The following is a 22,921-nucleotide window of genomic DNA, read 5'->3' as shown; positions in this document are numbered from 1 at the left end:
CTGTCGGAAACAGCCATGCCAGAGATCAACGAAGCCGTAGCAGACCTGAAGAAGCTCGACCCGATCGGTCCCGCTCCGCAGGGCGAATTCGTCCGCTTTCCGGACTCGCCGTTCGAGCTGTACCAGCCGTACCCGCCGGCCGGCGACCAGCCGAAGGCGATCGAAGGGCTGGTGCAGGGCGTGCGCGACGGCGAGGTCTTTCAGACGTTGCTGGGCGTCACGGGCTCAGGCAAGACCTTCACGATGGCCAACGTGATCGCACAGCTGGGCCGCCCCGCGATCGTCTTCGCGCCCAACAAGACGCTGGCGGCGCAGCTCTACAGCGAATTCCGCGAGTTCTTCCCGAAGAACGCCGTCGAGTACTTCGTAAGCTACTACGACTACTACCAACCCGAGGCCTACGTGCCGCAGCGCGACCTGTTCATCGAGAAGGACTCGTCGATCAACGAGCACATCGAGCAGATGCGGCTGTCGGCCACCAAGAGCGTGCTGGAGCGGCGCGACACTGTCATCGTGGCCACGGTGAGCGCCATCTACGGCATCGGCACGCCCGAGGACTACACCCAGATGCGCTTCATCATGCGCGTGGGCGACAAGATCGGGCAGCGCGACGTGATCGGCCGGCTGATCCGCATGCAGTACACGCGCAACGAGCAGGATTTTTCGCGTGGCACCTTCCGCGTGCGCGGCGACACGATCGACGTGTTTCCGGCCGAGCACAGCGAGCTCGCGATCCGCATCGAGCTGTTCGACGACGAGATCGAGACGCTGCAGCTGTTCGATCCGCTCACCGGGCGCATCCGCCAGAAGATTCCGCGCTTCACGGTCTATCCGTCGAGCCACTACGTGACCCCGCGCGACAAGGTGCTGGGCGCGGTAGAGACCATCAAGATCGAACTGGCCGAGCGGCTCAAGGAGTTCGTTTCCCAGGGCAAGCTGGTCGAGGCGCAGCGCCTCGAGCAGCGCACCCGGTTCGACCTCGAGATGCTGGCCGAGATCGGCCACTGCAAGGGCATCGAGAACTACACGCGCCATCTCTCGGGCGCCGCGCCGGGCCAGCCGCCGGCCACGCTCACCGACTACCTGCCGAAGGACGCGCTGATGTTCCTCGACGAGAGCCACCAGATGGTCGGGCAGCTCGGCGGCATGTACAACGGCGACCGGGCGCGCAAGACCACGCTGGTCGAGTACGGCTTCCGGCTGCCGAGCGCGCTCGACAACCGGCCGCTGAAGCTCGAGGAATTCGAGGCCCGCGTTCGCCAGTGCGTCTTCGTCTCGGCAACGCCGGCCGACTACGAGAAGCAGCACGCCGGTAACGTGGTCGAGCAGCTGGTGCGGCCCACCGGCCTGATCGACCCCGAGGTGGAGGTGCGCCCGGCCACGCACCAGGTGGACGACGTGCTGGGCGAGATCCGCATCCGGGTCGAGAAGCACGAGCGCGTGCTGATCACCACCCTCACCAAGCGCATGGCCGAGCAGCTGACCGACTACCTGGGCGACAACGGCGTGAAGGTGCGCTACCTGCACAGCGACATCGACACCGTGGAGCGCGTCGAGATCCTGCGCGACCTGCGCCTGGGCACCTTCGACGTGCTGGTGGGCATCAACCTGCTGCGCGAAGGGCTCGACATTCCCGAGGTGTCGCTGGTGGCGATCCTCGACGCCGACAAGGAAGGCTTCCTGCGCGCCGAGCGCTCGCTGATCCAGACCATCGGGCGCGCCGCCCGCAACCTGAACGGCAAGGCCATCCTCTACGCCGACCGGATGACCGAGTCGATGAAGAAGGCCATCGGCGAGACCGAGCGCCGCCGCGCCCGCCAGATCATCCACAACGAGGCCAACGGCATCACGCCGCGCAGCATCAACAAGCAGGTGCGCGACCTGATCGACGGTGTCTACAGCGAGAAGAGCGGCAAGGAAGCGGCCAAGCTCGACCTGGAGCGCGCCAAGGTCGAGGACATGAGCGAGAAGGACATCGCCCGCGAGATCAAGCGGCTCGAGAAGCTCATGATGGAACACGCCCGCAACCTCGAGTTCGAGAAGGCAGCCCGGGTGCGCGACCAGCTCGCGCTGCTGCGGGAGCAGGCATTCGGCGCCGCCGGCGGCGACAACATCGCCGTTCTGCCGGTCTGAGCGCGCGCCCGTCTACTCCGCATCGCGGCCCGATGGGGTTTACCCGAGCAGAACTCGGGGACATCTGCTATACTTGAGTGAAATACTCAACAACAAATAAGAAACTTCGCGATGAAGGTTCGATCCCACTGGCTGGTTCACCAGCGCCAGGGGTCGGGCAGGGCGGAGACGAAGTCACCGCGGTCCAGGGCCAAGGTGTCATTTCAACGGTAAGCACTTGAAGGAGCTTGCGATGCGTCTCACTACCAAAGGCCGTTTTGCGGTCACAGCAATGATCGATCTGGCATTGCGCCAGAACACGGGTCCGGTCACGCTGGCTGCGATCAGCCAGCGGCAGCAGATTTCGTTGTCGTATCTCGAACAGCTGTTCGGCAAACTGCGCCGTCACGAGCTGGTCGAATCGACCCGCGGCCCCGGCGGCGGCTACAGCCTCGGCCGCAAGGCTGCGGATATCACCGTCGCAGACATCATTGTTTCCGTCGATGAACCCATCGATGCCACCCAGTGCGGCGGCAAGGAAAACTGCCTCGGCGAACAGGGCCGCTGCATGACGCACGAACTCTGGGCTTCGCTGAACCAGCGCATGGTCGAGTTCCTCGATTCCGTCACGTTGCAGAAGTTGGTCGACGACCAGATCGCCAAGGGCGTGCAGATCGAGAACAAGCCGGTCGTCAAGCGCGCGATCTCGGCGCAGCCGGTGGTCAAGCCGATTCGCGTGAACGCGCCGAATTCGGTCTTCGCCCTCGGCAACGCCTTCGCGAAGTCCTGAAGGCCCGCGGCGCCTCCGGGCGCTGCGGCTAGAAGTTTTCTTCGACACATCGACACATAACAACCCCACGCCAGCACGAGCCAGCCATGGACGTAACTCCTCATTTCCCGATCTATCTCGACTACGGCGCGACCACGCCGGTCGACCCGCGTGTGGTCGACGCCATGATTCCCTGGTTGCGCGAACACTTCGGCAACCCGGCGTCGCGCAGTCACGCCTGGGGCTGGGAAGCTGAAGAGGCGGTCGAGAAGGCGCGCGGCGAGGTGGCCGCACTGATCGGCGCCGATCCACGCGAGATCGTCTGGACCTCTGGCGCGACCGAGTCGAACAACCTCGCGCTCAAGGGCGCGGCCCAGTTCTACAAGGGCAAGGGCAAGCACCTGATCACGGTGAAGACCGAGCACAAGGCCGTGCTCGACACCATGCGCGAACTCGAACGCCAAGGCTTCGAGGTGACCTACATGGACGTCGAGGAAGACGGCCTGCTCGATCTCGAGAAGTTCAAGGCCGCGATCCGTCCCGACACGATCCTCGCCAGCGTGATGTTCGTGAACAACGAGATCGGCGTGGTCCAGGACATGGTGGCGCTGGGCAATGTATGCCGCGAGAAGGGCGTGATCTTCCATGTCGACGCGGCCCAGGCCACCGGCAAGGTCGAGATCGACATGGCCAAGCTGCCTATCGACCTCATGAGCCTGGCCTCGCACAAGACCTACGGCCCCAAGGGCATCGGCGCGCTGTACGTGCGCCGCAAGCCGCGCGTGCGGCTCGAGGCGCAGATGCACGGCGGCGGCCACGAGCGCGGCATGCGCTCGGGCACCCTGCCGACGCACCAGATCGTGGGCATGGGCGAAGCCTTCCGCATCGCCCGGCTCGAAATGAAGGACGACATCGCCAAGGCGGCACGCCTGCAGAAGCGCCTGCTCGACGGGTTCAAGGATGTCGAGCAGGTGTTCATCAACGGCGATCTCGAGCGCCGCGTGCCGCACAACCTCAACATGAGCTTCAACTATGTCGAGGGCGAGTCGCTGATCATGGGCATCAAGGGCCTGGCGGTGTCGTCGGGCTCGGCCTGCACCTCGGCCAGCCTCGAGCCGAGCTACGTGCTGCGCGCACTCGGCCGCAGCGACGAGCTGGCCCACAGCAGCCTTCGCATGACCATCGGCCGCTTCACGACCGAAGAAGAGATCGACTACGCCATATCGACCATCAAGCACAACGTGGCCAAGCTGCGCGAACTTAGCCCCTTGTGGGAGATGTTCCAGGATGGCGTCGACATCAGCACGATCCAGTGGTCGGCCCACTGAGATTCCCGGATCCAGGCCGCACCAGGCTCCACGATTGAACAAAGTTTGAGAGGTACACCATGGCATATTCTTCCAAGGTCATCGACCACTACGAAAACCCCCGCAACGTCGGCTCGTTCGAAAAGGGCGACGATTCGGTCGGCACCGGGATGGTGGGCGCACCGGCCTGCGGCGACGTGATGAAGCTGCAGATCAAGGTCAACCCCGAAACCGGCGTGATCGAAGACGCCCGCTTCAAGACCTACGGCTGCGGCTCGGCCATCGCCTCGTCTTCGCTCGTGACCGAATGGGTCAAGGGCAAGACGCTCGACGAAGCGGCGGCACTCAAGAACGCGCAGATCGCCGAAGAGCTGGCGCTGCCGCCGGTCAAGATCCACTGCTCGATCCTCGCCGAGGACGCGATCAAGGCCGCCGTGAGCGATTACAAGGCCAAGCACGGCGCAAAGAGCGGCGCTGCCGCCGACGCGGAAGCCGTCCACTGACATGGCCGTCACGCTGACCGACGCTGCTGCGCGACACGTCACCCGCTACCTCGGCAAGCGGGGCAAGGGCGTGGGCGTGCGGCTGGGCGTGAAGACCACCGGGTGCTCGGGCCTGGCCTACAAACTCGAGTACGTGGACGAGCTTTCGCCCGAAGACGTGGTGTTCGAGGACCAGGGCGTGAAGGTGCTGGTCGATCCGAAGAGCCTGGCCTACATCGACGGCACGCAGCTCGACTTCGTGCGCGAAGGCCTCAACGAGGGGTTCAAGTTCAACAACCCGAACGAACGCGACCGCTGCGGCTGCGGAGAGAGCTTTCGCATCTGATGCATCGTCGCTGACCGCGACCAAGGCCGCCACCATGTCATGTGCTGGCGGTTTTTTCTTGCCATGAATCTCAACGACACCGACTTTGAACTGTTCGCCGTACCGGCGACCTTTGCGCAGGACCGCGCCGTGCTCGATGCGCGCTGGAAGGAACTGCAGCGCGAAGCGCACCCCGACCGCTTCGCCGCGCAGGGTGCCGCCGCGCAGCGCGTGGCGATGCAGTGGTCGGTCCGCATCAACGAGGCCTACCAGCGCCTCAAGAACCCGGTGCGGCGCGCGAGCTACCTCTGCGAACTGAACGGTGCTCCGCTCGATGCGGAGAACAACACGGCGATGCCGTCCGACTTCCTGATGCAGCAGATGGAATGGCGCGAGGCGCTCGAAGACGCCCGCGACGTCGCCGCGGTCGAGCGGCTGCAGGCCGAGGTCGAGACCGGCCGTGCCCGCGTGCTCTCGTCGCTCGACTGGCTGCTCGACGAGAAGGGCGACCACCCCGCCGCCGCGCAGCAGGTGAGAGCCCTCATGTTCATTGAGCGCTTCTCGCACGACGTCGAGGCCAGGATCGATCAATTGGGACAATAGGCGCTGAACGTTATGGCTCTTCTCCAGATTTCCGAACCGGGCCAGGCGCCCGATCCTCATCAGCGCCGCATCGCCGTAGGCATCGACCTCGGCACCACGCACTCGCTGGTGGCCGCAGTGCGCAACGGCGTGGCCGAGTGCCTGCCCGACGACCAGGGCCGCGTGCTGCTGCCGTCGGTGGTGCGCTACCTCGAAGGCGACCGTCGCCAGATCGGCTTCGATGCCGCGGCGGCGCGCGGCGAAGACCCGGGCAACACCATCACCTCCGTCAAGCGGCTCATGGGCCGGGGCCTGGCCGACATCACGAACCGCGAATCGATGTCGTACCGGATCGCCGGCGAGGATGGCGGCATGGTGAAGGTGCAGACACTCGCTGGCGAGAAGTCGCCGGTGGAGATCAGCGCCGAGATCCTCGCGACGCTGCGCTACCGTGCCGAGGACACCTTCAACGACGATCTCTACGGCGCGGTCATCACCGTGCCCGCCTACTTCGACGAGGGCCAGCGCCAGGCCACGAAGGATGCCGCGCAACTCGCCGGCCTCAACGTGCTGCGCTTGATCAGCGAACCCACGGCCGCGGCCATTGCCTATGGCCTCGACAATGCGAGCGAAGGCGTCTATGCGGTCTACGACCTCGGTGGCGGCACCTTCGACATCTCGATCCTGCGGCTCACGCAGGGCGTGTTCGAGGTGATCGCCACGGGCGGCGATTCGGCCCTCGGCGGCGACGACTACGACCATGCGCTCGCGGACTTGGTGCTTGCGCAGACCGGCGCGCGCACCGCGAGCGACACCGACAGGGCCGCGATGCTCGTGGCGGCGCGCGCCGCGAAGGAGGCGCTGACCGAGGCGGCAACGACGGCCTTCCGCGCCGAACTGGCTGGCGGCGCGGTGGCATTCGACCTGTCGCGCGAGCAATTCGATGCGGCGACCCGTCCGCTCACCGACCGAACCATTGCCGCGGTGCGCAAGGCGCTGCGCGACGCGAAGCTCAAGCCGCAGGAATTGCAGGGCATCGTGCTCGTCGGCGGCTCCACGCGCATGCCGCAGGTGCGCCGCGCCGTCGCCGACTTCTTCGGCCGCGCACCGCTCGTCAACCTGAACCCCGATGAGGTCGTGGCGCTCGGCGCCGCGATCCAGGCCAACCAGTTGGCGGGCAACGGCGGCGCCGACGACCTGCTGCTGCTCGACGTCATCCCGTTGTCGCTCGGCATCGAGACCATGGGCGGCCTTGTCGAACGCATCGTGCCGCGCAACCAGACCATCCCGACCGCGATGGCGCAGGACTTCACGACCTACCAGGACGGCCAGACGGCGCTCGCGCTGCACGTGGTGCAGGGCGAACGCGATCTGGTGGCCGATTGCCGCAGCCTGGCTCGCTTCACGTTGCGCGGCATCCCGCCGATGGCGGCGGGCGCGGCGCGCATCCGCGTGACCTTCACGGTCGACGCCGACGGCCTGCTCAGTGTGAGCGCGAAGGAGCAGGCCAGCGGCGTCGAGGCCAGCGTCACCGTCAAGCCGTCGTACGGCCTCTCGGACGATCAGATCGCCAACATGCTGCAGGAGAGCTTCAGCACCGCGCAGCAGGACATGCAGGCGCGCGCGCTGGTCGAGGCACGCGTGGATGCCGAACGCATGCTGCTCGCGACCCGGAGCGCGCTCGACGCCGACGGCGACCTGCTGGCCGCGGATGAGCGCGCCGTGATCGAGGCTTCAATGGACCGGTTGCGCGAAGCGGCAGCCAGCAGCAGCGACGCCGCGGCCATCGAAAGCGCGACCAAGGCGCTGGCGCACGACACCGAGGCCTTCGCCGCACAACGCATGAACGCGGGCATTGCGCGTGCGCTGTCGGGCCGCAAGGTCGAATCTCTCTAAGAACAACATGCCCATCATCAAGATATTTCCGCATCCAGAGTACTGCCCCGAGGGTGCAGAAATCACGGCACCCGCAGGCACCTCGATCTGCGAGGCGCTGCTCGACAACCACATCGACATCGAGCATGCGTGCGAGATGAGCTGCGCCTGCACCACCTGCCATGTCATCGTGCGGCAGGGCTTCAATTCGCTCAACGAGGCCGAGGAGGGCGAGGAAGACCTGCTCGACCGCGCGTGGGGCCTGGAGCCACAATCGCGGCTCAGCTGCCAGGCCATCCTGGCGCGTGAAGATGTCACGATCGAGATCCCCAAGTATTCGATCAACCACGCCAAGGAAAACCATTGATGAGCCACGCATGACGCGCCAGATCGTCCTCGACACCGAAACCACCGGCCTTTCCGCCGAGAACGGCGACCGCATCATCGAGCTCGGCTGCGTCGAGCTGTTTGCGCGCAAGCTCACCGGCAACGACCTGCACATCTACTTCAATCCCGGGCGCGAAAGCCACGAGGATGCGCTCAAGGTGCACGGCCTGACGACCGACTTCCTGCGCGACAAGCCGAAGTTCGCCATGCTCGCGAACGACGTCGTAGAGTACCTGCGTGGCGCCGAGCTGATCATCCACAACGCGGCCTTCGACGTCGGCTTCCTCAACAAGGAGTTCGAGCTCGCGGGCCTGCCGCCGCTGCAGAGCTTCGTGGGCGAGGTGACCGATACGCTCGCGATGGCGAAGCAGGTCTATCCGGGCAAGCGCAATTCGCTCGACGCGCTGTGCGACCGCTTCGGCGTCGACCGCTCGAACCGCACCTTCCACGGCGCCAAGCTCGATGCCCAGCTGCTCGCCGACGTGTACATCAACCTGACGCGCGGGCAGGACGCATTGCTCATCGACGTCGGCTCGAATGAGCCGGCCCAGGGTACGACCGTGGTGGCCATCGACCTGAGCCAGTTCGAGCTGCCGGTCATCATGGCCGGGGAGCAGGAGCTCGCTGCGCACGAGGCGCTGTTGTCCCAGCTCGACAAATCCAGCAACGGACGCACGCTGTTTCGCCAGATTGACGAAAATCCTGTGGCATAATCGAAGGCTTCGCACAGCGCGATTCATGCCGGGGCAGCGGAAGGCAGCCAAGGCTGAAAGGGCGGTTAGCTCAGGGGTAGAGCACAGCATTCACACTGCTGGGGTCGGAGGTTCGAAGCCTCCACCGCCCACCAAGATTTTGCAGAAAGCGACCAGGAACACCGGGTCGCTTTTTTTGCGTCCGCCTCAGTCTCGTACGACATGACCCGACGCAGATCGCCGGTGCGGGCCGGCCGACACGCCTCGTGTTGAAGCCTAAAAAGGCAAGACACACGAAAGCAAACACCATGGCAACCCACCCCGATCTTCCGCCAGACCTGCCCGTGGAGCCCGACGAGGGCCCCAGCATTCCGCCCGGCGACAACCCCACCGAACCCGAGCCGGCGCCGTCCTGACGGCGCGCGGCGCGCGTCGCGCGTCGTCCATGCCGCGATAAGCTCGCGGCATGGACGAACTCGATTGCGCTGTTATCGGCGCCGGTGTGGTGGGCCTGGCCGTGGCGCGCGCGTTGGCGCTCGCAGGCAGGGAGGTGGTGGTGCTCGAATCGGAAGGTGCGATCGGCACCGGCACCAGTTCGCGCAACAGCGAGGTGATTCACGCGGGCATCTACTACCCGCAAGGCTCGCTCAAGGCGCGCCTTTGCGTGGAAGGGCGCGAGGTGCTCTATGCCTACGCCGTCGAGCGGGGCGTGCCGCACCGGCGCTGCGGCAAGCTCATCGTGGCGACCTCGCTCGAGCAGGTCGGACAGCTCGAAACGATCCGCGCCAAGGCCGCCGCCAATGGTGTCGACGACCTGCAGATGATCTCCGCGCAGCAGGCTGCTGAGATGGAGCCGCAACTGCATTGCCTTGCGGCGCTGCATTCCCCGAGCACCGGTATCGTCGACAGCCATGCGCTGATGCTGAGCCTGCTCGGCGACCTCGAGAATGCCGGCGGCATGCTGGCGCTCAAATCGCCCGTGGCGCGCGCGGAATGCGGCCCGGAAGGCATCGTGCTGGTGGCGCAGGACGGCACGGCCTTGCGCTGCAACACCGTTGTCAACGCCGCCGGCCTCGGCGCCCCCGCACTTGCACGGCGTTTCGAAGGCCTGCCGGCGGCGGCGGTGCCCCGGGCCTATTTTGCGAAGGGCAGCTATTTCACGCTGTCCGGCCGGACGCCGTTCGGGCGCCTGATCTACCCGGTGCCGGAGCCCGGCGGGCTGGGCGTGCACCTGACGATCGACCTGGGTGGCCAGGCCAAGTTCGGTCCCGACGTGCAGTGGGTCGATGCGGCGGACGATCTCGTGGTGGACGCGGCGCGCGGCGAGGGCTTCTATGCGGAGGTGCGCAAGTACTGGCCTGCGCTGCCCGACGGGGCCCTGATTCCCGGCTACGCGGGCATGCGCCCGAAGATTTCGGGCCCGCACGAGCCCGCCAGCGATTTCGTGATCGACGGGCCTGCGAGGCACGGCGTGCCCGGACTGGTCAACCTGTTCGGCATCGAATCGCCGGGGCTCACGAGCAGCCTGGCCATCGGACGCCACGTGGCGCAAATGCTCGCTCATGCGTAACCAAAATGTGACTAGACGCCCACCACGTGCAGGAGTCGACAACTTCGTGATTTATTAGGGGCTTTTGTGCCTGTAACATGACGGCACGCCATTTCGCTGGCGTGAGCCGCCGGCGCGTTGCCGGTGTCATCACGGAGGACAGATTCCAATGAGTGCATCCAACAACATCGAAGCCGCAGCCGAAGACATCGCGAGCGACATCCGCGGGGTCCTGGCCAGCAAGGACCTGGATTCGGTTCCCCACATCAAGGCGCTGCGCCAGCGCATCGACTCGAAGCTCGCGATCGCACGCGAACTCGCGGCCGAAAAAAGCAAGCTCGCCGCGAAGAAAGCGCGCGATGCCGCCACGTCGGCCAATGCCTATGCGCACGATGAACCGTGGCAGATTGCCGGCGCCGCGCTTGCCGTCGGCCTGCTGGTGGGTCTGCTGCTTGGCCGCCGCTGACGCATGAAGCTGTTGTCCCTCTTCGGACTCGATGCCCGTCTGCGGCGCTTGCGGATTGCCGCTGCCGAAGGTGCGCTGGCCGCCGAGGACCGCATGCAGCTCTTGCGCATGGGGTGGGAGGACGAGAAGCGGCGCCTCAAGGTCGCGCTCGTGCTCGTGGTCGCAGTGGGCGGCCTGACCACGGTGGCCGTGGCGCTGCTGTCGATGGCCGTGGTGGTGCATTTCTGGGACACGCCGCATCGCATTGCGGCAGCCTGGTGGGTGGCCGCGGTCTGGGGCTTGCTCTGGCTGGCGGCTGCGTTGGGCCTGCTCTCGTCGCTGCGCGGCGCCTCGAACAGCTTCGAGCCGGCACGCCGTGAACTCGAACGCGACTGGGCCTGGGCCCAGGAGAGTTTCGGCTTCGGCAAGGACTCCGACCCGGAAGGTGAGGAACCGACGCCAAGGCGGCCTGCCACGCGCGAGGAACTGCTTGCGCGCATTGCGCATCAGCGCGAGCGCATTGCCACGGTTCAGGCTCCGCGTACCGATGCCTCCGCCACTGCGGCGGCTTCGGCCAAAGCCCCGCCGGCCAACGAATCGGCGGCAGATGCGGCGCTGCGGATTGCGCGGGAGCATCCCGTCGCCGTGGGTGCGGCTGCAGCCGTGGCGATGGTGGTGATCCGTCCCAAGCGCCTGCTGCGCCTGACGGCGTTTCTGGCGCCCATCCTCTGGCGCATGCGCTGAGAAAGACGGCTCAGGCGGCGCTGCGACCTTGCAGCAACGCCTGGGCTGCTTCTCGCACGAGCCCGGGGCCACGGTAGATGAGGCCGGTGTAGATCTGCACCACGTCGGCACCCGCGGCCACCTTGGCCTTGGCATCGGCCGCGCTCAGGACGCCGCCCACGCCGATGATCGGAAAACCCGAACCCAGTGCCGCGCGCAGTTGCGCGACCACGCGGTTGCTGCCTTCGCGCACCGGCGCCCCCGAGAGCCCACCTGCCTCCTCTGCATGCCGCAGCCCGGCGACCGCATCACGCGCCAGCGTGGTGTTGGTGGCAATCACGCCGTCCATGGCGTGGCGCCGCAGCGTGGCGGCAATCACGGCGACCTGCGGCGCGTCGAGATCGGGCGCGATCTTGACGAACAGCGGGACGCGCCGGCCTGTCTGCACAGCGAGCGCCTCGCGACGCTCGGCGATCGCGCCGAGCAGGGCATCGAGCGCCTCGTCGCTCTGCAGCGAGCGCAGGTTCGCCGTGTTGGGGCTCGAGATGTTGATCGTCACGTAGTCGGCATGCGCGTACACGCCGTCGAGACAGGCGAGGTAGTCGTCGACCGCGCGTTCGATCGGGGTGCTGGCGTTCTTGCCGATGTTCAGGCCGAGCAGCATCGGTGCGGCCCCGTTGCGCACTGCCTGCCGGAAGCGCGACTTCTGCACGTTGGCCAGAAAGGCCGCCAGCCCTCCGTTGTTGAAGCCGAGCCGGTTGATCAGCGCGTCGCGCTCCGGCAGGCGAAACATGCGCGGCTTCGGATTGCCTGGCTGCGCCTTGGGCGTGACCGTGCCGACCTCGACGAAGCCGAAGCCCATGGCGGCGAAGGCGTCGATGCAGCGGGCGTTCTTGTCGAGCCCTGCCGCCAGACCCACGCGGTTGGGAAACCGGAGTCCGGCCAGCGTGACGGGGTCTTCGACGCGAGGTGCAGCGTAGGCGCAGGCGAGCGGCGTGTTCTGGGTGCGGGCCAGCGCGTCGAGCGTGAGTTCGTGGGCATGCTCCGGGTCGAGACCGAACAGGAAGGGCCGGGCCAGGCCGTAGAGAGAGGAAGGTAGCAGGGGCATCGGATAATTCTCGACTTCAATGAGCCAAGGATTCTCCGCGATGACCGCACCCACTTCTTCCGCTGCTCCCGGCGGCGCTATCTCCCAGGACGAACTCAAGGCCCAGGTTGGCCGCGCCGCGCTCGCCTACGTGGCCAAGGGCGAGATCGTCGGCGTGGGCACCGGCTCGACGGTGAACAAGTTCATCGACGCGCTGGCCACGATCAAGGACCAGATCAAGGGCGCGGTGTCGAGCTCGGTCGCGTCCACGGAGCGGCTGCGCGCGCTGGGCATTCCGGTGTTCGACAGCAACGAGGTCGACGAACTCGGCGTCTACATCGACGGTGCCGACGAGATCGACCACCGCGGCTTCATGGTGAAGGGCGGCGGTGCGGCGCTCACGCGCGAGAAGATCGTTGCTGCGCAGTCGCGGCGCTTCGTCTGCATTGCCGATGAGTCCAAGCTCGTGACCACGCTCGGCGCCTTTCCGCTGCCCGTGGAGGTGATCCCGATGGCGGCGCGGCGCGTGATGCGCCAGTTCGAGGCCATGGGCGGCGTTGCGCAGGTGCGCGAGAAGGACGGCCTGCCGCTGGTGACGGACAACGGCCAGCACATCGTCGATGTGACGGGCCTTCAGATCAGCGATCCGCTCGCCTTCGAATCGGAAGTGAGCCAGTGGCCCGGCGTGGTCACGGTGGGCGTGTTCGCGCACCAGAGGGCCCATGTCTGCCTGCTCGGCACGCCTGTGGGCGTTCGGACGCTGCAGTTCGACTGAGGAGCCGCGCTGCGCGAGCGCGGCGCTCGCTCAGAACTTGATGCCCGCGGGATTGCTGGGCGTCGGCCCGCTCGGTGGCGGTGCGGGCGGCTGCGGGGCCGGGGCAGGCTGCTCCTGCGCCACAGGGGCAGGCGCCGTGCCGGGCGCGGGCTGCTGCGCGACCAGCGGCCGCGCAGCGGGCTGGCGGTAGCCGGCGGGCAGGCTGTTGCTCTTCGGGTAGCCCGCGGCATCGAGGTATTGCGACCATTCGGCGTCGGAGAAGCCCTTGAGCTGCTGCGAACCGATGGTCAGCAGCGGCAGCGAGGCCTGGTTGCTGAGGCGCTGCAGTGCCTCGACGTCCTGGCGCGATTTCACGGTCCGTTCCTCGAACGGAACGCCGCGCGTGATGAGCAGCGAACGGGCGGCGCCGCAGGGCTCGCATTCCTCGCCGCTGTACAGCGTGACTGGATAGCGCTGCGCCACCTGCCTCAGTTCATAGGGCAGGCCCGCGCTGGCCGCGGACGCGCTGGCGGCCTGCGGCGCGGCGGCGGGCGCCGTGCTCGCAGTTGGCGCGCGGTCCGAAAAGCTGACCTTGCCGTCCTTGTCCACGTTGCGGTAGATCGGCTGGGCCATGGCGCCGGCAGCGGCCAGCAGCACCACCAGGGTGAGGCCGGACAGGCGCGGCAAGGCGGTTTTCGAGTGAGTCGAATGCATCGCCCGAGTATCTCAAGCTTCAGCCGCGCATCAAGCGGGTTCGGCCTGCGCCATGCCCTGGTGTCGCAGCAGCGCGTCGAGCTGGGGCTCGCGGCCGCGGAAGGCCTTGAACGAATCCATAGCGCTTCGGCTGCCGCCTGCCTCAAGGATCGCCTGGCGGTAGCGGCGTCCGGTCTCGATGTCGGGCTGGCCATCGGCGCCCATGGTCTCTTCGAAGGCGGCATACGCGTCGGCGCTCAGCACCTCGGCCCACTTGTAGCTGTAGTAGCCGGCCGCATAGCCGCCCGAGAAGATGTGGCTGAAGGTGTTGGGCGTGCGGCTGAACGCAGGCGAGGGCATGACCGCCACTTCGCGGCGCACTTCGGCAAGCAGCGCGAGCACGCCGTCGGCCGCTGCGGCGCCAGCCTGGTATTCGGTGTGCAGCAGCATGTCGAACAGCGAGAACTCGATCTGGCGCAGCGTCTGCAGCCCGCTCTGGAAGTTCTTGGCCGCGGTCATCTTGTCGAACAGTGCGCGCGGCAGCGGCTCGCCGGTGTCGACGTGGGCCGTCATGTGTTTGAGCACGTCCCACTCCCAGCAGAAGTTCTCCATGAACTGGCTCGGCAGTTCGACGGCATCCCACTCGACGCCGCTGATGCCCGAGACGTCGCGCTCGTTCACCTGGGTCAGCATGTGGTGTAGGCCATGGCCGAATTCATGGAAGAGGGTGGTCACGTCGTCGTGCGTGAGCAGCGGCGGCTTGCCGTCGACGCCGCTCGCGAAGTTGCACACGAGTTGCGCCACCGGCGTCTGCAATTCGCCGCCGTCGGGGCGCAGCCAGCGCGCGCGCACGTCGTCCATCCAGGCGCCGCCGCGCTTGGCAGCGCGTGCCGAGGGGTCGAGATAGAACTGCCCGACCTTCTGCGCGCCTTGGGGTGTCTGCCGCTCGATGCGGTAGAACTCGACGCTCGGGTGCCAGGTGGGCGCACTGTCGCGGCGGATCGTCACTTCGAACAGCGTCTCGACGATCTTGAAAAGGCCGGCCATCACCTTCGGCGCCGGGAAGTACTGCTTGACCTCCTGCTCGCTGAAGGCATAGCGCGCTTCCTTGAGCTTCTCGCCGACAAAGGTCCAGTCCCAGGGCTGCGGATCGGCGATGCCGAGCTGTTCCGACGCGAAGACACGCAGGTCGGCCAGGTCGCGCTCGCCATAGGGCTTGGCCTTGGCCGCCAGGTCGCGCAGGAACTTGATGACCTGCTCCGGCGAATCGGCCATTTTCGGCACGACCGAGAGCTCGCCGAAATTCTCGTAGCCCAGGAGCTTCGCCTCTTCTTCGCGAAGCGCGAGGATTTCGTTGATCAGCGTGGTGTTGTCGAAGGCCGGGTCGCCGAGTTCGCTGGCGCGCGTGACATAGGCGCGGTAGAGCGTCTCTCGCAGCGCGCTGCTCTTGGCGAATTGCATCACCGGCAGGTAGCAGGGCATCTTGAGCGTAAGCTTGTAGCCGTCCTTGCCTTCGGACTCGGCGGCCGCACGGGCGGCGCTTACCACGTCTTCGGGTACGCCTTCGAGCTCGCCGAACGACGCGTAGTAAGAAAACGCATCCGTCGCGTCGAGCGCGTTCTCGCTGAACTTCTGACTCAGCTCGGCCTGGCGCTCCTGGATCTCGGCGAAGCGCTTCTTGGCCTCACCCTGCAGCTCGGCGCCGCCGAGCACGAAGTTGCGCACCGCGTTGCGATGGGCCTGGCGCTGCTCGGGGTTCAGCGTCGCAGGGTCGATCGCTTTGTACTTTGCGTAGAGGCGCTCGTCGGAACCCAGGCGGGTCCAGAACGCGGTCACGCGTGGCATCGCCTCGTTGTAGGCGGCGCGCAGTTCGGGCGTGTCGGCCACGGCATTGAGGTGGCCCACGGCGCCCCAGGCGCGGCTGAAGCGTTCCGACGCGACATCGAGCACCTTCGAGATGGCGTTCCAGTCGGCCGGGAAATCGGCGGCGGTCACTGTCTGCAGTGCGTTTTCGGCATCGGCCAGCAAGGTGTCGATGGCGGGCGCGACATGCTCGGGGCGGATGCGGTCGAACAGTGGCAGGTCGGTGAAGTCGAGAAGCGGATTCGTCATGTCGTCCTTACTTGGCGGCGCGTTCGGCGGCTTCAAGGGTGTTCGCAAGCAGCATGGCGCGCGTCATCGGGCCTACGCCGCCGGGCACGGGCGTGATCCAGCCGGCCACATCCTTCACGCCGTCGAAATCGACGTCGCCGGCGAGCTTGCCGTCTTCCTTTCGGTTCATGCCCACGTCGATCACGACGGCTCCGGGCTTCACCATGTCGGCGGTCAGCAGGTTGCGCTTGCCCACGGCCGCGACGATCACATCGGCCTGCCGCGTGATGGCGCCGAGGTCTTGCGTGGCGCTGTGGCAGATGGTCACGGTGGCGCTCTTCGCGAGCAGCATCATGGCCATCGGCTTGCCGACGATGTTGCTGCGGCCGATCACCACCGCATGCTTGCCGCGCAGGTCGCAGCCGATCGATTCGAGCATCTTCATGCAGCCGTACGGCGTGCAGGGCCAGAAGCCCGGCGCACCGGTCATCAGCGCACCGGCGCTCGCGACGTGGAAGCCGTCGACGTCCTTGGCGGGCGAGATCGTCTCGATGACTTTCTGGCTGTCCATGTGCTTCGGAAGCGGCAGCTGCACAAGGATGCCGTGCACCTTCGGGTCGTCGTTGAGGGCGCGGATGCGCGCCAGCAGGTCGGCTTCGCTGAGGTCGGCGGGGTAGGTCTCGAGCGTGGCCGCGAGGCCGGTCTGCATGCTGTCGTTGACCTTGTGCTTGGTGTAGACCTGGCTCGCAGGGTCTTCGCCCACGAGAATGATGGACAGGGCCGGGTTCACGCCCCGGGCCTTGAGCGCGGCAGTACGGTCGGCGACTTCGGCGCGAATGGTTTGGGCGAGGGCGTTGCCGTCGATCAGCTGGGCGGTCATCGGTTTCGATTTTCCAATTAAAAACGCCCGCTTGCGCAGGCGTGGGGGTCGTTCGTCGCTATCGCGCGAATAGTTCTACGCTTTGGCCGCAGGGGCCGCCTGACCGAGCGCGATCTTGAGCAGATCGGCCACGGTATTGGCGTTGAGCTTTTCCATGATGTTGGCGCGGTGCGCCTCGACGGTCTTGATGCTGATGCCCAGGTCGTCGGCGATCTGCTTGTTGAGCCGGCCCGCGACGATGCGCTCGAGCACCTGCGCCTCGCGGCCGGTGAGCTTGGACAGCAGCGCGTCGCGGCTGGCCGACTGCTGGTGCTGCGTGAAGGCGCCGCGCGCATGCTCGAGCATGCGCTCGACGAGCCCGACGAGCTCTTCGTCGTTGAAGGGCTTCTGGATGAAATCCATCGCGCCCTTCTTCATGCTGTCGACCGCCATCGGCACGTCGCCGTGGCCGGTGATGACCACGATCGGCAGTGGCGAGCGGCGCTCGATCAGCCGGTCTTGCAGCTCGAGGCCCGTCATGCCCGCCATGCGGATGTCGACGATCAGGCAGGCGACTTCACGCGGGTCGTAGCGCGAAAGGAAGGATTCGGCGGAATCGAAACACCGCACTCTGTAGTCCTTGCCTTCGAGAAGCCATTGCAGCGAATCTCGCACGGCCTCGTCGTCGTCGACGACATAGACAGTGCCCTTCTTCGGAATCAAACTCATGCAGGTACCTTTGTCTCGTCGCTTGCTACCGAACTGGTAGCGTCCAACACCGGAATCCAGAAGGAAAAACGGCATCCGATCACATCCGGGCCATTGTAGATGTTCTCCGCCTGCATCCGGCCGCGGTGCGACTCGACGATGGTTCGGCAGAGATTCAGCCCGATGCCCATGCCCTCGGGCTTGGTGGAGAAGAAGGCCTCGTAGAGCCGTTCCATCACCTCGGGCGCGAGGCCCTTGCCCGTGTCCTGCACCGAGAACTCGATCGCATTCTGGCCTTCGATCATCTTGGGCAGCACGCGCAGTTCGACGCTGCGCCGCGCGAGCGGACGCTCGGCGATGTCGATCGACTCGGCCGCGTTCTTCAGCAGATTGACCAGCACCTGCTCGATCAGGATCGGGTCCACCTGCACCACCGGCAGCCGCGCGGCCACATAGTGGTTAAGCCGCACGTTGCGCCGCCGGAGCTCGATGCCCGCAAGCTCGACCGCTTCGCCGACCATGGTGGACACGTCGGAGGGTGTGCGGTTGGGTTCGCTGCGCTTCACGAAGGAGCGGATGCGCTGGATGATCTGGCCGGCACGCTGCGCCTGCTTGGAGGTCTTCTCCAGTGCCGCGAGCAGCGCCTCGGTGTCGATCGCCTGTCCCTTGATCCGCGACATCATGCCGTTGCAGTAGTTGGTGATGGCCGTGAGCGGCTGGTTGAGCTCGTGCGCCACGCTCGACGCCATTTCGCCCATCGTGATCAGCCGGCTCGCGGCCTGCGCGCGGTCGGCCTGCGCCGCGGCCTGCTCCTCGGCATCGCGCCGCGGCGTGATGTCGGTGGCGATCACCAGCTGGGCCAGCCGGCCGTCGACCCAGGTCAGGTAACGCGAGCGCACTTCGAGCCACTTGCCCAGGTGCGGCACGAAGATCTCGTTGTTGGCGGTCTGTGCCGCGGTCAGCGTGTCGATCGGCAGGCCGGCGTAGGGGTCGACGTCGTCGAGGCCCTCGTCGTGCGCATTCGATGCCGGCACGCCGGCCTGCGCCACCATGCCGAGATGGCCCACGGTGTCGGAACCGAACCAGAGGCGGTACAGCTTGTTGGCGAACAGCAGCTCCTCGCTGCCGATCGGCGCGACCGAGACCGCGGCATCGAGCGCCTCCAGCACCGTGGTGAAGCGCTCGTACGAGGCCGAGAGCTGCTCGCGGATGCGGGTCGGCTCGGTGATGTCGGTCATCGAGGTCATCCAGCCCGTCTGGTGGCCGCGCGCGTCGATCAGCGGCGACACGTAGAGCCGCGCATTGAACACGCTGCCGTTCTTGCGCTTCACGCGCACCTGGAAGCCGCCGGGCAGCGCGCGGCCGTGCAGCTCTTCCTCGAGCCGTTCGTTCATCACCTCGCGGTCCGATTCGAGCCAGTAAGGGAAGGGGGGCGACTGGCCGACCAGTTCGGCTTCGCTCCAGCCCGTCATCGCGCAGAAGGCGGCATTCACGTACGTGATGCGCCCCTGCAGGTCGAGCACCCGCATGCCGGTGAGCATCGAGTTCTCCATGGCACGGCGGAAATTGGTTTCGGCGACCAGCCGCTGCTGCGCCTGCTGGCGCCTGCGGGTGTGGCGCCAGGTGCCGATCAGCATCCAGCTCGTCAGCACGCTGAGTGCGCAGACCAGCCAGAACAGGCCATTGCCGACCACCCCCTGTGACGTACGGTAGGCCTGGGCCCGCAGCACCAGCGCATTGCCCACGGGCGACACCGGCACTTCATATTCGTTGGTTCGCTCGGGCCATGGCAGCAGCCGCGTGCCGCCTTCGCGCAGGTTCGCTGTGTTGCCGGCCAGCACGCTGCCCTTGGAGTCGAGCAGCGACACCGCATAGCGCGCCTGCACCTCCGACGGCATGCCGTAGCGCAGCAGGCCGTCGACCGAGAATTCGCCGAGCACCACGCCCGCGAAGAGGCCCTGGTCGAACAGCGGGATGTGCAACTGCAGCATCGCTGTCGGATCGCCGCCGGCCACGGGCTGCGAGAACACCGGCTGCCGCAGTTCGCGGGCAAGCGCGTAGTTGCTCTCGATCTCGCCCGGGCGCAGCACGTCGCCGATCAGGTGCTGCTGCGCGGGGTGGACGCTGGGTGCCGAATAGCCGGCCTTGAAGCGGCGCCGGTCGTCGATCCAGGCCACGGATTGCAACTCGGGAAACTGGCTCACCAGCGACTCGGCGCGGCTCGCGAATTCGACCGGATCGATCTCGCGGTTGGAGGCGTCGCGCGCCAGGCGCATCAGTTGTTCCTGCCGCTCGAGCAGGCGCAGGCGCATGCGCTGCTGGGCGTACTCGACGTCGCGCCGCACCGACTCCTGCTCGCGCTCGATTTCTTCGGTGCGCAGATACCAGAACGCCGACACGATCGCCGCCAGGAACAACAGCACCGCCGCGATCGGCGCGAGCATGGCGACCGAGTCCTGCAGCACTGGTGTCTGGCGCCGCCACCAGCGCCGCCACCAGGACAGGATCGGCACGTTCGCGGCGCTGCGGGCGGCCGCGAGCGGAGAGGAAAAGGGCATCTTCCGAGTTTAGGTGTACAGGGCGCGGAAAAGATTCGGTGACATTGATTTCGACGCCGACGATCAGGCCAAGTTCGTTGATGAAATATCACATTAAGAAATCATCATGCGCCATTTGAAATCTAAGTATTTCTATGCGAAACTCCGCCGCGTTCGGCGCCCCAGCGCACTAAATTACAGCCACAGCCCTTATAGGAGAGACAAGCATGTCGGCAAATCCCGAGAACCTGTTCGGTTCGGCCGCGAACGACGCGGACGCCCAGGAAACCCGTGAATGGATGGATGCCCTGTCCTCCGTGATTCAGAGCGAGGGGCCCGAGCGGGCGCACTTCCTGCTGGAACAGCTGCTGGAGCATGCGCGTCAGCACAGCATCGACAAGCCGTTCTCGGCCAACACTGCCTACGTCAACACGCTCGAACCCGACCAGGAAGAGCGCTGCCCCGGCAACCTCGAGATCGAGGAGCGCCTGCGCGCCTACATGCGCTGGAATGCCATGGCGATGGTGGTCAAGGCCAACCGCCACCATCCGGCCGAAGGCGGCGACCTCGGCGGCCACATCGGCTCCTTCGCCTCGCTGGCCAACATGTTCGGTGCCGGCTTCAACCATTTCTGGCACGCCGAGAGCGAGAACCACGGCGGCGACTGTCTCTATATCCAGGGCCACGTGTCGCCCGGCATCTATGCGCGCGCCTACCTCGAAGGCCGCCTGACCGAGGAGCAACTGCTCAACTTCCGCCAGGAAGTCGACGGCAACGGCCTGTCTAGCTATCCGCATCCGAAGCTGATGCCCGAGTTCTGGCAGTTCCCCACCGTGTCGATGGGCCTCGGCCCGCTGATGGCGATCTACCAGGCGCGCTTCCTCAAGTACCTGCACGCGCGCGGCATCGCCAATACCGAGAACCGCAAGGTCTGGGTGTTCTGCGGCGACGGCGAGATGGACGAGGTCGAGTCGATGGGGGCCATCGGCCTGGCGGCGCGCGAGAAGCTCGACAACCTTATCTTCGTGATCAACTGCAACCTGCAGCGCCTGGACGGCCCGGTGCGCGGCAACGGCAAGATCATCCAGGAGCTGGAAGGCGAATTCCGCGGTTCGGGCTGGAACGTCCTCAAGCTGATCTGGGGCAGCGGCTGGGATCCGCTGATCGCGCGCGACAAGGAGGGTGCCTTGCGCAAGATCATGATGGAGACCAACGACGGTGACTACCAGGCCTTCAAGGCCAACGACGGCGCCTACGTTCGCAAGCACTTCTTCGGCCGCGATCCGCGCACGCTCGAGATGGTCTCGAAGATGAGCGACGACGACATCTGGCAGTTGCGCCGCGGCGGCCACGATTCGCAGAAGGTCTATGCCGCGTTCGACGCCGCCGTGAAGCACAAGGGTCAGCCGACGGTGCTGCTGATCAAGACGGTCAAGGGCTTCGGCATGGGCAAGATCGGCGAGGGCAAGAACAACGTCCACCAGACCAAGAAGCTCAGCGACGAGGACATCATGGCCTTCCGCGACCGCTTCAACATCCCGATCCCGGACAGTCAGATTGCCGACCTGCCGTTCTACAAGCCGGCCGACGACACGCCCGAGATGAAGTACCTGCACGAGCGCCGCAAGGCCCTCGGCGGCTACCTGCCCCACCGCCGCACCAAGGCGGAAGAGAGCTTCACGGTGCCTTCGCTCGAGACCTTCAAGTCGGTGATCGAGCCGACGGCCGAAGGCCGGGAGATCTCGACCACGCAGGCCTATGTGCGCTTTCTCACGCAGCTGCTGCGCGACAAGGCGCTCGGCCCGCGCGTGGTGCCGATCCTGGTCGACGAGGCGCGCACCTTCGGCATGGAGGGGTTGTTCCGCCAGATCGGCATCTACAACCCCGCAGGCCAGCAGTACACCCCGGTCGACAAGGACCAGGTCATGTACTACAAGGAAGACAAGGCCGGCCAGATCCTGCAGGAGGGCATCAACGAAGCCGGCGGCATGTCGAGCTGGATCGCGGCGGCCACCTCGTACAGCACCAACAACCGCATCATGGTGCCGTTCTACGTGTATTACTCGATGTTCGGCTTCCAGCGCGTCGGCGACCTGGCCTGGGCGGCGGGCGACATGCAGGCGCGCGGCTTCCTGCTCGGCGGCACCTCGGGGCGCACCACGCTGAACGGCGAAGGCCTGCAGCACGAGGACGGCCACAGCCACATCCTCGCGAACACGATCCCGAACTGCGTGAGCTACGACCCCACCTTCTCGCACGAAGTGGGCGTGATCCTGCACCACGGCCTGAAGCGCATGGTCGAGCGCCAGGACAACGTGTTCTATTACCTCACGCTGCTCAACGAGAACTACCCGATGCCCGGACTCCAGCCCGGCACCGAGGAACAGATCATCAAGGGCATGTACCTGTCGAAGCAGGGTCCGGCACTCAAGGCGAAGGCGCCCACCGTGCAGCTGCTCGGCAGCGGCAGCATCCTGCGCGAGAGCTTCTTCGCGCAGGAACTGCTCGAAAAGGACTGGGGCGTTTCGGCCTCGGTGTGGAGCTGCCCGAGCTTCAACGAGTTGACGCGCGACGGCCAGGACGCCGACCGCTGGAACCTGCTGCACCCGACCGAAACCCCGCGCGTGCCGTTCGTGGCCGAGCAGCTCTCGGCCACCACCGGCCCCGTCGTGGCATCGACCGACTACATGAAGGCCTACGCCGAGCAGATCCGCCCCTTCATCCCGAAGGGCCGCACCTACAAGGTGCTGGGCACCGACGGCTTCGGCCGCAGCGACTTCCGCAACAAGCTGCGCGAGCACTTCGAGATCAATCGCCACTACATCGTGGTGGCGGCGCTCAAGGCACTTTCCGAGGACGGCACCGTGCCGGTCGCCAAGGTGGCCGAGGCGATCAAGAAGTACGGCATCAACGCCGACAAGATCAACCCGCTCTACGCGTAACA

General features: G+C 66.3%; 21 protein-coding genes and 1 tRNA gene. 16 read left to right on the top strand and 6 right to left on the bottom strand.

Going from position 1 to position 22,921, the window contains the following annotated elements; all coding sequences use genetic code 11:
- Nucleotides 1-15: 15 nt before the first annotated feature.
- From uvrB to AC3A6G_RS12380, 14 genes are all read left to right on the top strand, one after another.
- On the top strand, nt 16-2,133 hold the full coding sequence (uvrB, locus tag AC3A6G_RS12445; protein WP_487863706.1) for an excinuclease ABC subunit UvrB: 2,118 nt from the start codon (nt 16-18) through the stop codon (nt 2,131-2,133).
- 232 nt (nt 2,134-2,365) lie between these two features.
- Nucleotides 2,366-2,902, top strand: coding sequence for a Fe-S cluster assembly transcriptional regulator IscR (gene iscR / locus AC3A6G_RS12440; protein WP_280817610.1), 537 nt, complete (start codon nt 2,366-2,368; stop codon nt 2,900-2,902).
- Between the two features lie 86 nt (nt 2,903-2,988).
- Complete coding sequence (locus tag AC3A6G_RS12435; protein ID WP_487863707.1) at nt 2,989-4,209, top strand: IscS subfamily cysteine desulfurase; 1,221 nt, start codon at nt 2,989-2,991, stop codon at nt 4,207-4,209.
- 59 nt (nt 4,210-4,268) lie between these two features.
- The gene (gene iscU / locus AC3A6G_RS12430) at nt 4,269-4,691 is read left to right on the top strand and encodes a Fe-S cluster assembly scaffold IscU (protein ID WP_487858777.1); all 423 of its coding nucleotides are present in this window, start codon (nt 4,269-4,271) and stop codon (nt 4,689-4,691) included.
- A gap of 1 nt (nt 4,692) precedes the next feature.
- Entirely contained in the window at nt 4,693-5,016 is a 324-nt protein-coding gene (iscA, locus tag AC3A6G_RS12425; protein ID WP_487858778.1) for an iron-sulfur cluster assembly protein IscA, read from the top strand.
- 63 nt (nt 5,017-5,079) lie between these two features.
- The gene (hscB, locus tag AC3A6G_RS12420; RefSeq protein WP_487858779.1) at nt 5,080-5,598 is read left to right on the top strand and encodes a Fe-S protein assembly co-chaperone HscB; all 519 of its coding nucleotides are present in this window, start codon (nt 5,080-5,082) and stop codon (nt 5,596-5,598) included.
- A 12-nt stretch (nt 5,599-5,610) separates the two neighbouring features.
- Complete coding sequence (hscA, locus tag AC3A6G_RS12415; protein WP_487863708.1) at nt 5,611-7,473, top strand: Fe-S protein assembly chaperone HscA; 1,863 nt, start codon at nt 5,611-5,613, stop codon at nt 7,471-7,473.
- Nucleotides 7,474-7,480: 7 nt separating this feature from the next.
- The gene (gene fdx / locus AC3A6G_RS12410) at nt 7,481-7,819 is read left to right on the top strand and encodes an ISC system 2Fe-2S type ferredoxin (RefSeq protein ID WP_487858781.1); all 339 of its coding nucleotides are present in this window, start codon (nt 7,481-7,483) and stop codon (nt 7,817-7,819) included.
- A gap of 10 nt (nt 7,820-7,829) precedes the next feature.
- A complete protein-coding gene (gene dnaQ, locus AC3A6G_RS12405; RefSeq protein ID WP_487858782.1) occupies nt 7,830-8,552 on the top strand; it encodes a DNA polymerase III subunit epsilon in 723 nt (240 codons plus the stop codon).
- Nucleotides 8,553-8,611: 59 nt separating this feature from the next.
- Nucleotides 8,612-8,686, top strand: a tRNA-Val gene (locus AC3A6G_RS12400).
- A 153-nt stretch (nt 8,687-8,839) separates the two neighbouring features.
- On the top strand, nt 8,840-8,947 hold the full coding sequence (locus AC3A6G_RS12395; protein WP_487858783.1) for a stereocilin: 108 nt from the start codon (nt 8,840-8,842) through the stop codon (nt 8,945-8,947).
- Nucleotides 8,948-8,997: 50 nt separating this feature from the next.
- On the top strand, nt 8,998-10,101 hold the full coding sequence (locus AC3A6G_RS12390) for an NAD(P)/FAD-dependent oxidoreductase (protein ID WP_487873725.1): 1,104 nt from the start codon (nt 8,998-9,000) through the stop codon (nt 10,099-10,101).
- 148 nt (nt 10,102-10,249) lie between these two features.
- Nucleotides 10,250-10,546: a glycine zipper domain-containing protein gene (locus tag AC3A6G_RS12385; RefSeq protein ID WP_487858785.1), complete on the top strand. Its 297-nt coding sequence runs from the start codon at nt 10,250-10,252 to the stop codon at nt 10,544-10,546.
- A gap of 3 nt (nt 10,547-10,549) precedes the next feature.
- Complete coding sequence (locus AC3A6G_RS12380; protein ID WP_487858786.1) at nt 10,550-11,269, top strand: phage holin family protein; 720 nt, start codon at nt 10,550-10,552, stop codon at nt 11,267-11,269.
- Nucleotides 11,270-11,279: 10 nt separating this feature from the next.
- On the opposite strand, the gene AC3A6G_RS12375 is transcribed toward AC3A6G_RS12380, so the two are convergent.
- Complete coding sequence (locus AC3A6G_RS12375; RefSeq protein WP_487858787.1) at nt 11,280-12,356, bottom strand: quinone-dependent dihydroorotate dehydrogenase; 1,077 nt, start codon at nt 12,354-12,356, stop codon at nt 11,280-11,282.
- A gap of 40 nt (nt 12,357-12,396) precedes the next feature.
- On the opposite strand from AC3A6G_RS12375, the gene rpiA reads away from it, so the two are divergent.
- Nucleotides 12,397-13,110, top strand: coding sequence for a ribose-5-phosphate isomerase RpiA (gene rpiA / locus AC3A6G_RS12370; protein WP_487873724.1), 714 nt, complete (start codon nt 12,397-12,399; stop codon nt 13,108-13,110).
- Between the two features lie 30 nt (nt 13,111-13,140).
- Here rpiA and AC3A6G_RS12365 read toward each other — a convergent pair whose 3' ends face one another.
- From AC3A6G_RS12365 to AC3A6G_RS12345, 5 genes are all read right to left on the bottom strand, one after another.
- Complete coding sequence (locus tag AC3A6G_RS12365) at nt 13,141-13,803, bottom strand: glutaredoxin domain-containing protein (protein WP_487858789.1); 663 nt, start codon at nt 13,801-13,803, stop codon at nt 13,141-13,143.
- A gap of 30 nt (nt 13,804-13,833) precedes the next feature.
- A complete protein-coding gene (locus tag AC3A6G_RS12360) occupies nt 13,834-15,894 on the bottom strand; it encodes a M3 family metallopeptidase (protein WP_487858790.1) in 2,061 nt (686 codons plus the stop codon).
- A gap of 7 nt (nt 15,895-15,901) precedes the next feature.
- The gene (folD, locus tag AC3A6G_RS12355) at nt 15,902-16,753 is read right to left on the bottom strand and encodes a bifunctional methylenetetrahydrofolate dehydrogenase/methenyltetrahydrofolate cyclohydrolase FolD (RefSeq protein ID WP_487873723.1); all 852 of its coding nucleotides are present in this window, start codon (nt 16,751-16,753) and stop codon (nt 15,902-15,904) included.
- A gap of 75 nt (nt 16,754-16,828) precedes the next feature.
- Nucleotides 16,829-17,461 (bottom strand): response regulator transcription factor, encoded by a 633-nt coding sequence (locus tag AC3A6G_RS12350; protein ID WP_487858792.1) that lies wholly within the window; start codon nt 17,459-17,461, stop codon nt 16,829-16,831.
- Nucleotides 17,458-19,998, bottom strand: a complete 2,541-nt coding sequence (locus tag AC3A6G_RS12345) for a PAS domain-containing sensor histidine kinase (protein WP_487863711.1) — start codon at nt 19,996-19,998, stop codon at nt 17,458-17,460. Before AC3A6G_RS12345 ends, AC3A6G_RS12350 begins: the two co-directional genes overlap by 4 nt.
- A gap of 206 nt (nt 19,999-20,204) precedes the next feature.
- Here AC3A6G_RS12345 and aceE point away from each other — a divergent pair, with 206 nt between their 5' ends.
- Nucleotides 20,205-22,919, top strand: a complete 2,715-nt coding sequence (aceE, locus tag AC3A6G_RS12340) for a pyruvate dehydrogenase (acetyl-transferring), homodimeric type (protein WP_487863712.1) — start codon at nt 20,205-20,207, stop codon at nt 22,917-22,919.
- Nucleotides 22,920-22,921 lie beyond the last annotated feature (2 nt).

The organism is Variovorax sp. Soil_C_26, from assembly GCF_057657075.1.
The sequence above is the reverse complement of the archived record's forward strand: the minus strand, read 5'-3'. Positions and strand labels throughout refer to the sequence as shown.

Bases quoted from the DNA above. Each gene is read 5' to 3' on its own strand.
- uvrB (WP_487863706.1), top strand. From the start codon at position 16: ATGCCAGAGATCAACGAAGCCGTAGCAGACCTGAAGAAGCTCGACCCG.
- iscR (WP_280817610.1), top strand. From the start codon at position 2,366: ATGCGTCTCACTACCAAAGGCCGTTTTGCGGTCACAGCAATGATCGAT.
- AC3A6G_RS12435 (WP_487863707.1), top strand. From the start codon at position 2,989: ATGGACGTAACTCCTCATTTCCCGATCTATCTCGACTACGGCGCGACC.
- iscU (WP_487858777.1), top strand. From the start codon at position 4,269: ATGGCATATTCTTCCAAGGTCATCGACCACTACGAAAACCCCCGCAAC.
- iscA (WP_487858778.1), top strand. From the start codon at position 4,693: ATGGCCGTCACGCTGACCGACGCTGCTGCGCGACACGTCACCCGCTAC.
- hscB (WP_487858779.1), top strand. From the start codon at position 5,080: ATGAATCTCAACGACACCGACTTTGAACTGTTCGCCGTACCGGCGACC.
- hscA (WP_487863708.1), top strand. From the start codon at position 5,611: ATGGCTCTTCTCCAGATTTCCGAACCGGGCCAGGCGCCCGATCCTCAT.
- fdx (WP_487858781.1), top strand. From the start codon at position 7,481: ATGCCCATCATCAAGATATTTCCGCATCCAGAGTACTGCCCCGAGGGT.
- dnaQ (WP_487858782.1), top strand. From the start codon at position 7,830: ATGACGCGCCAGATCGTCCTCGACACCGAAACCACCGGCCTTTCCGCC.
- AC3A6G_RS12395 (WP_487858783.1), top strand. From the start codon at position 8,840: ATGGCAACCCACCCCGATCTTCCGCCAGACCTGCCCGTGGAGCCCGAC.
- AC3A6G_RS12390 (WP_487873725.1), top strand. From the start codon at position 8,998: ATGGACGAACTCGATTGCGCTGTTATCGGCGCCGGTGTGGTGGGCCTG.
- AC3A6G_RS12385 (WP_487858785.1), top strand. From the start codon at position 10,250: ATGAGTGCATCCAACAACATCGAAGCCGCAGCCGAAGACATCGCGAGC.
- AC3A6G_RS12380 (WP_487858786.1), top strand. From the start codon at position 10,550: ATGAAGCTGTTGTCCCTCTTCGGACTCGATGCCCGTCTGCGGCGCTTG.
- AC3A6G_RS12375 (WP_487858787.1), bottom strand. From the start codon at position 12,356: ATGCCCCTGCTACCTTCCTCTCTCTACGGCCTGGCCCGGCCCTTCCTG.
- rpiA (WP_487873724.1), top strand. From the start codon at position 12,397: ATGACCGCACCCACTTCTTCCGCTGCTCCCGGCGGCGCTATCTCCCAG.
- AC3A6G_RS12365 (WP_487858789.1), bottom strand. From the start codon at position 13,803: ATGCATTCGACTCACTCGAAAACCGCCTTGCCGCGCCTGTCCGGCCTC.
- AC3A6G_RS12360 (WP_487858790.1), bottom strand. From the start codon at position 15,894: ATGACGAATCCGCTTCTCGACTTCACCGACCTGCCACTGTTCGACCGC.
- folD (WP_487873723.1), bottom strand. From the start codon at position 16,753: ATGACCGCCCAGCTGATCGACGGCAACGCCCTCGCCCAAACCATTCGC.
- AC3A6G_RS12350 (WP_487858792.1), bottom strand. From the start codon at position 17,461: ATGAGTTTGATTCCGAAGAAGGGCACTGTCTATGTCGTCGACGACGAC.
- AC3A6G_RS12345 (WP_487863711.1), bottom strand. From the start codon at position 19,998: ATGCCCTTTTCCTCTCCGCTCGCGGCCGCCCGCAGCGCCGCGAACGTG.
- aceE (WP_487863712.1), top strand. From the start codon at position 20,205: ATGTCGGCAAATCCCGAGAACCTGTTCGGTTCGGCCGCGAACGACGCG.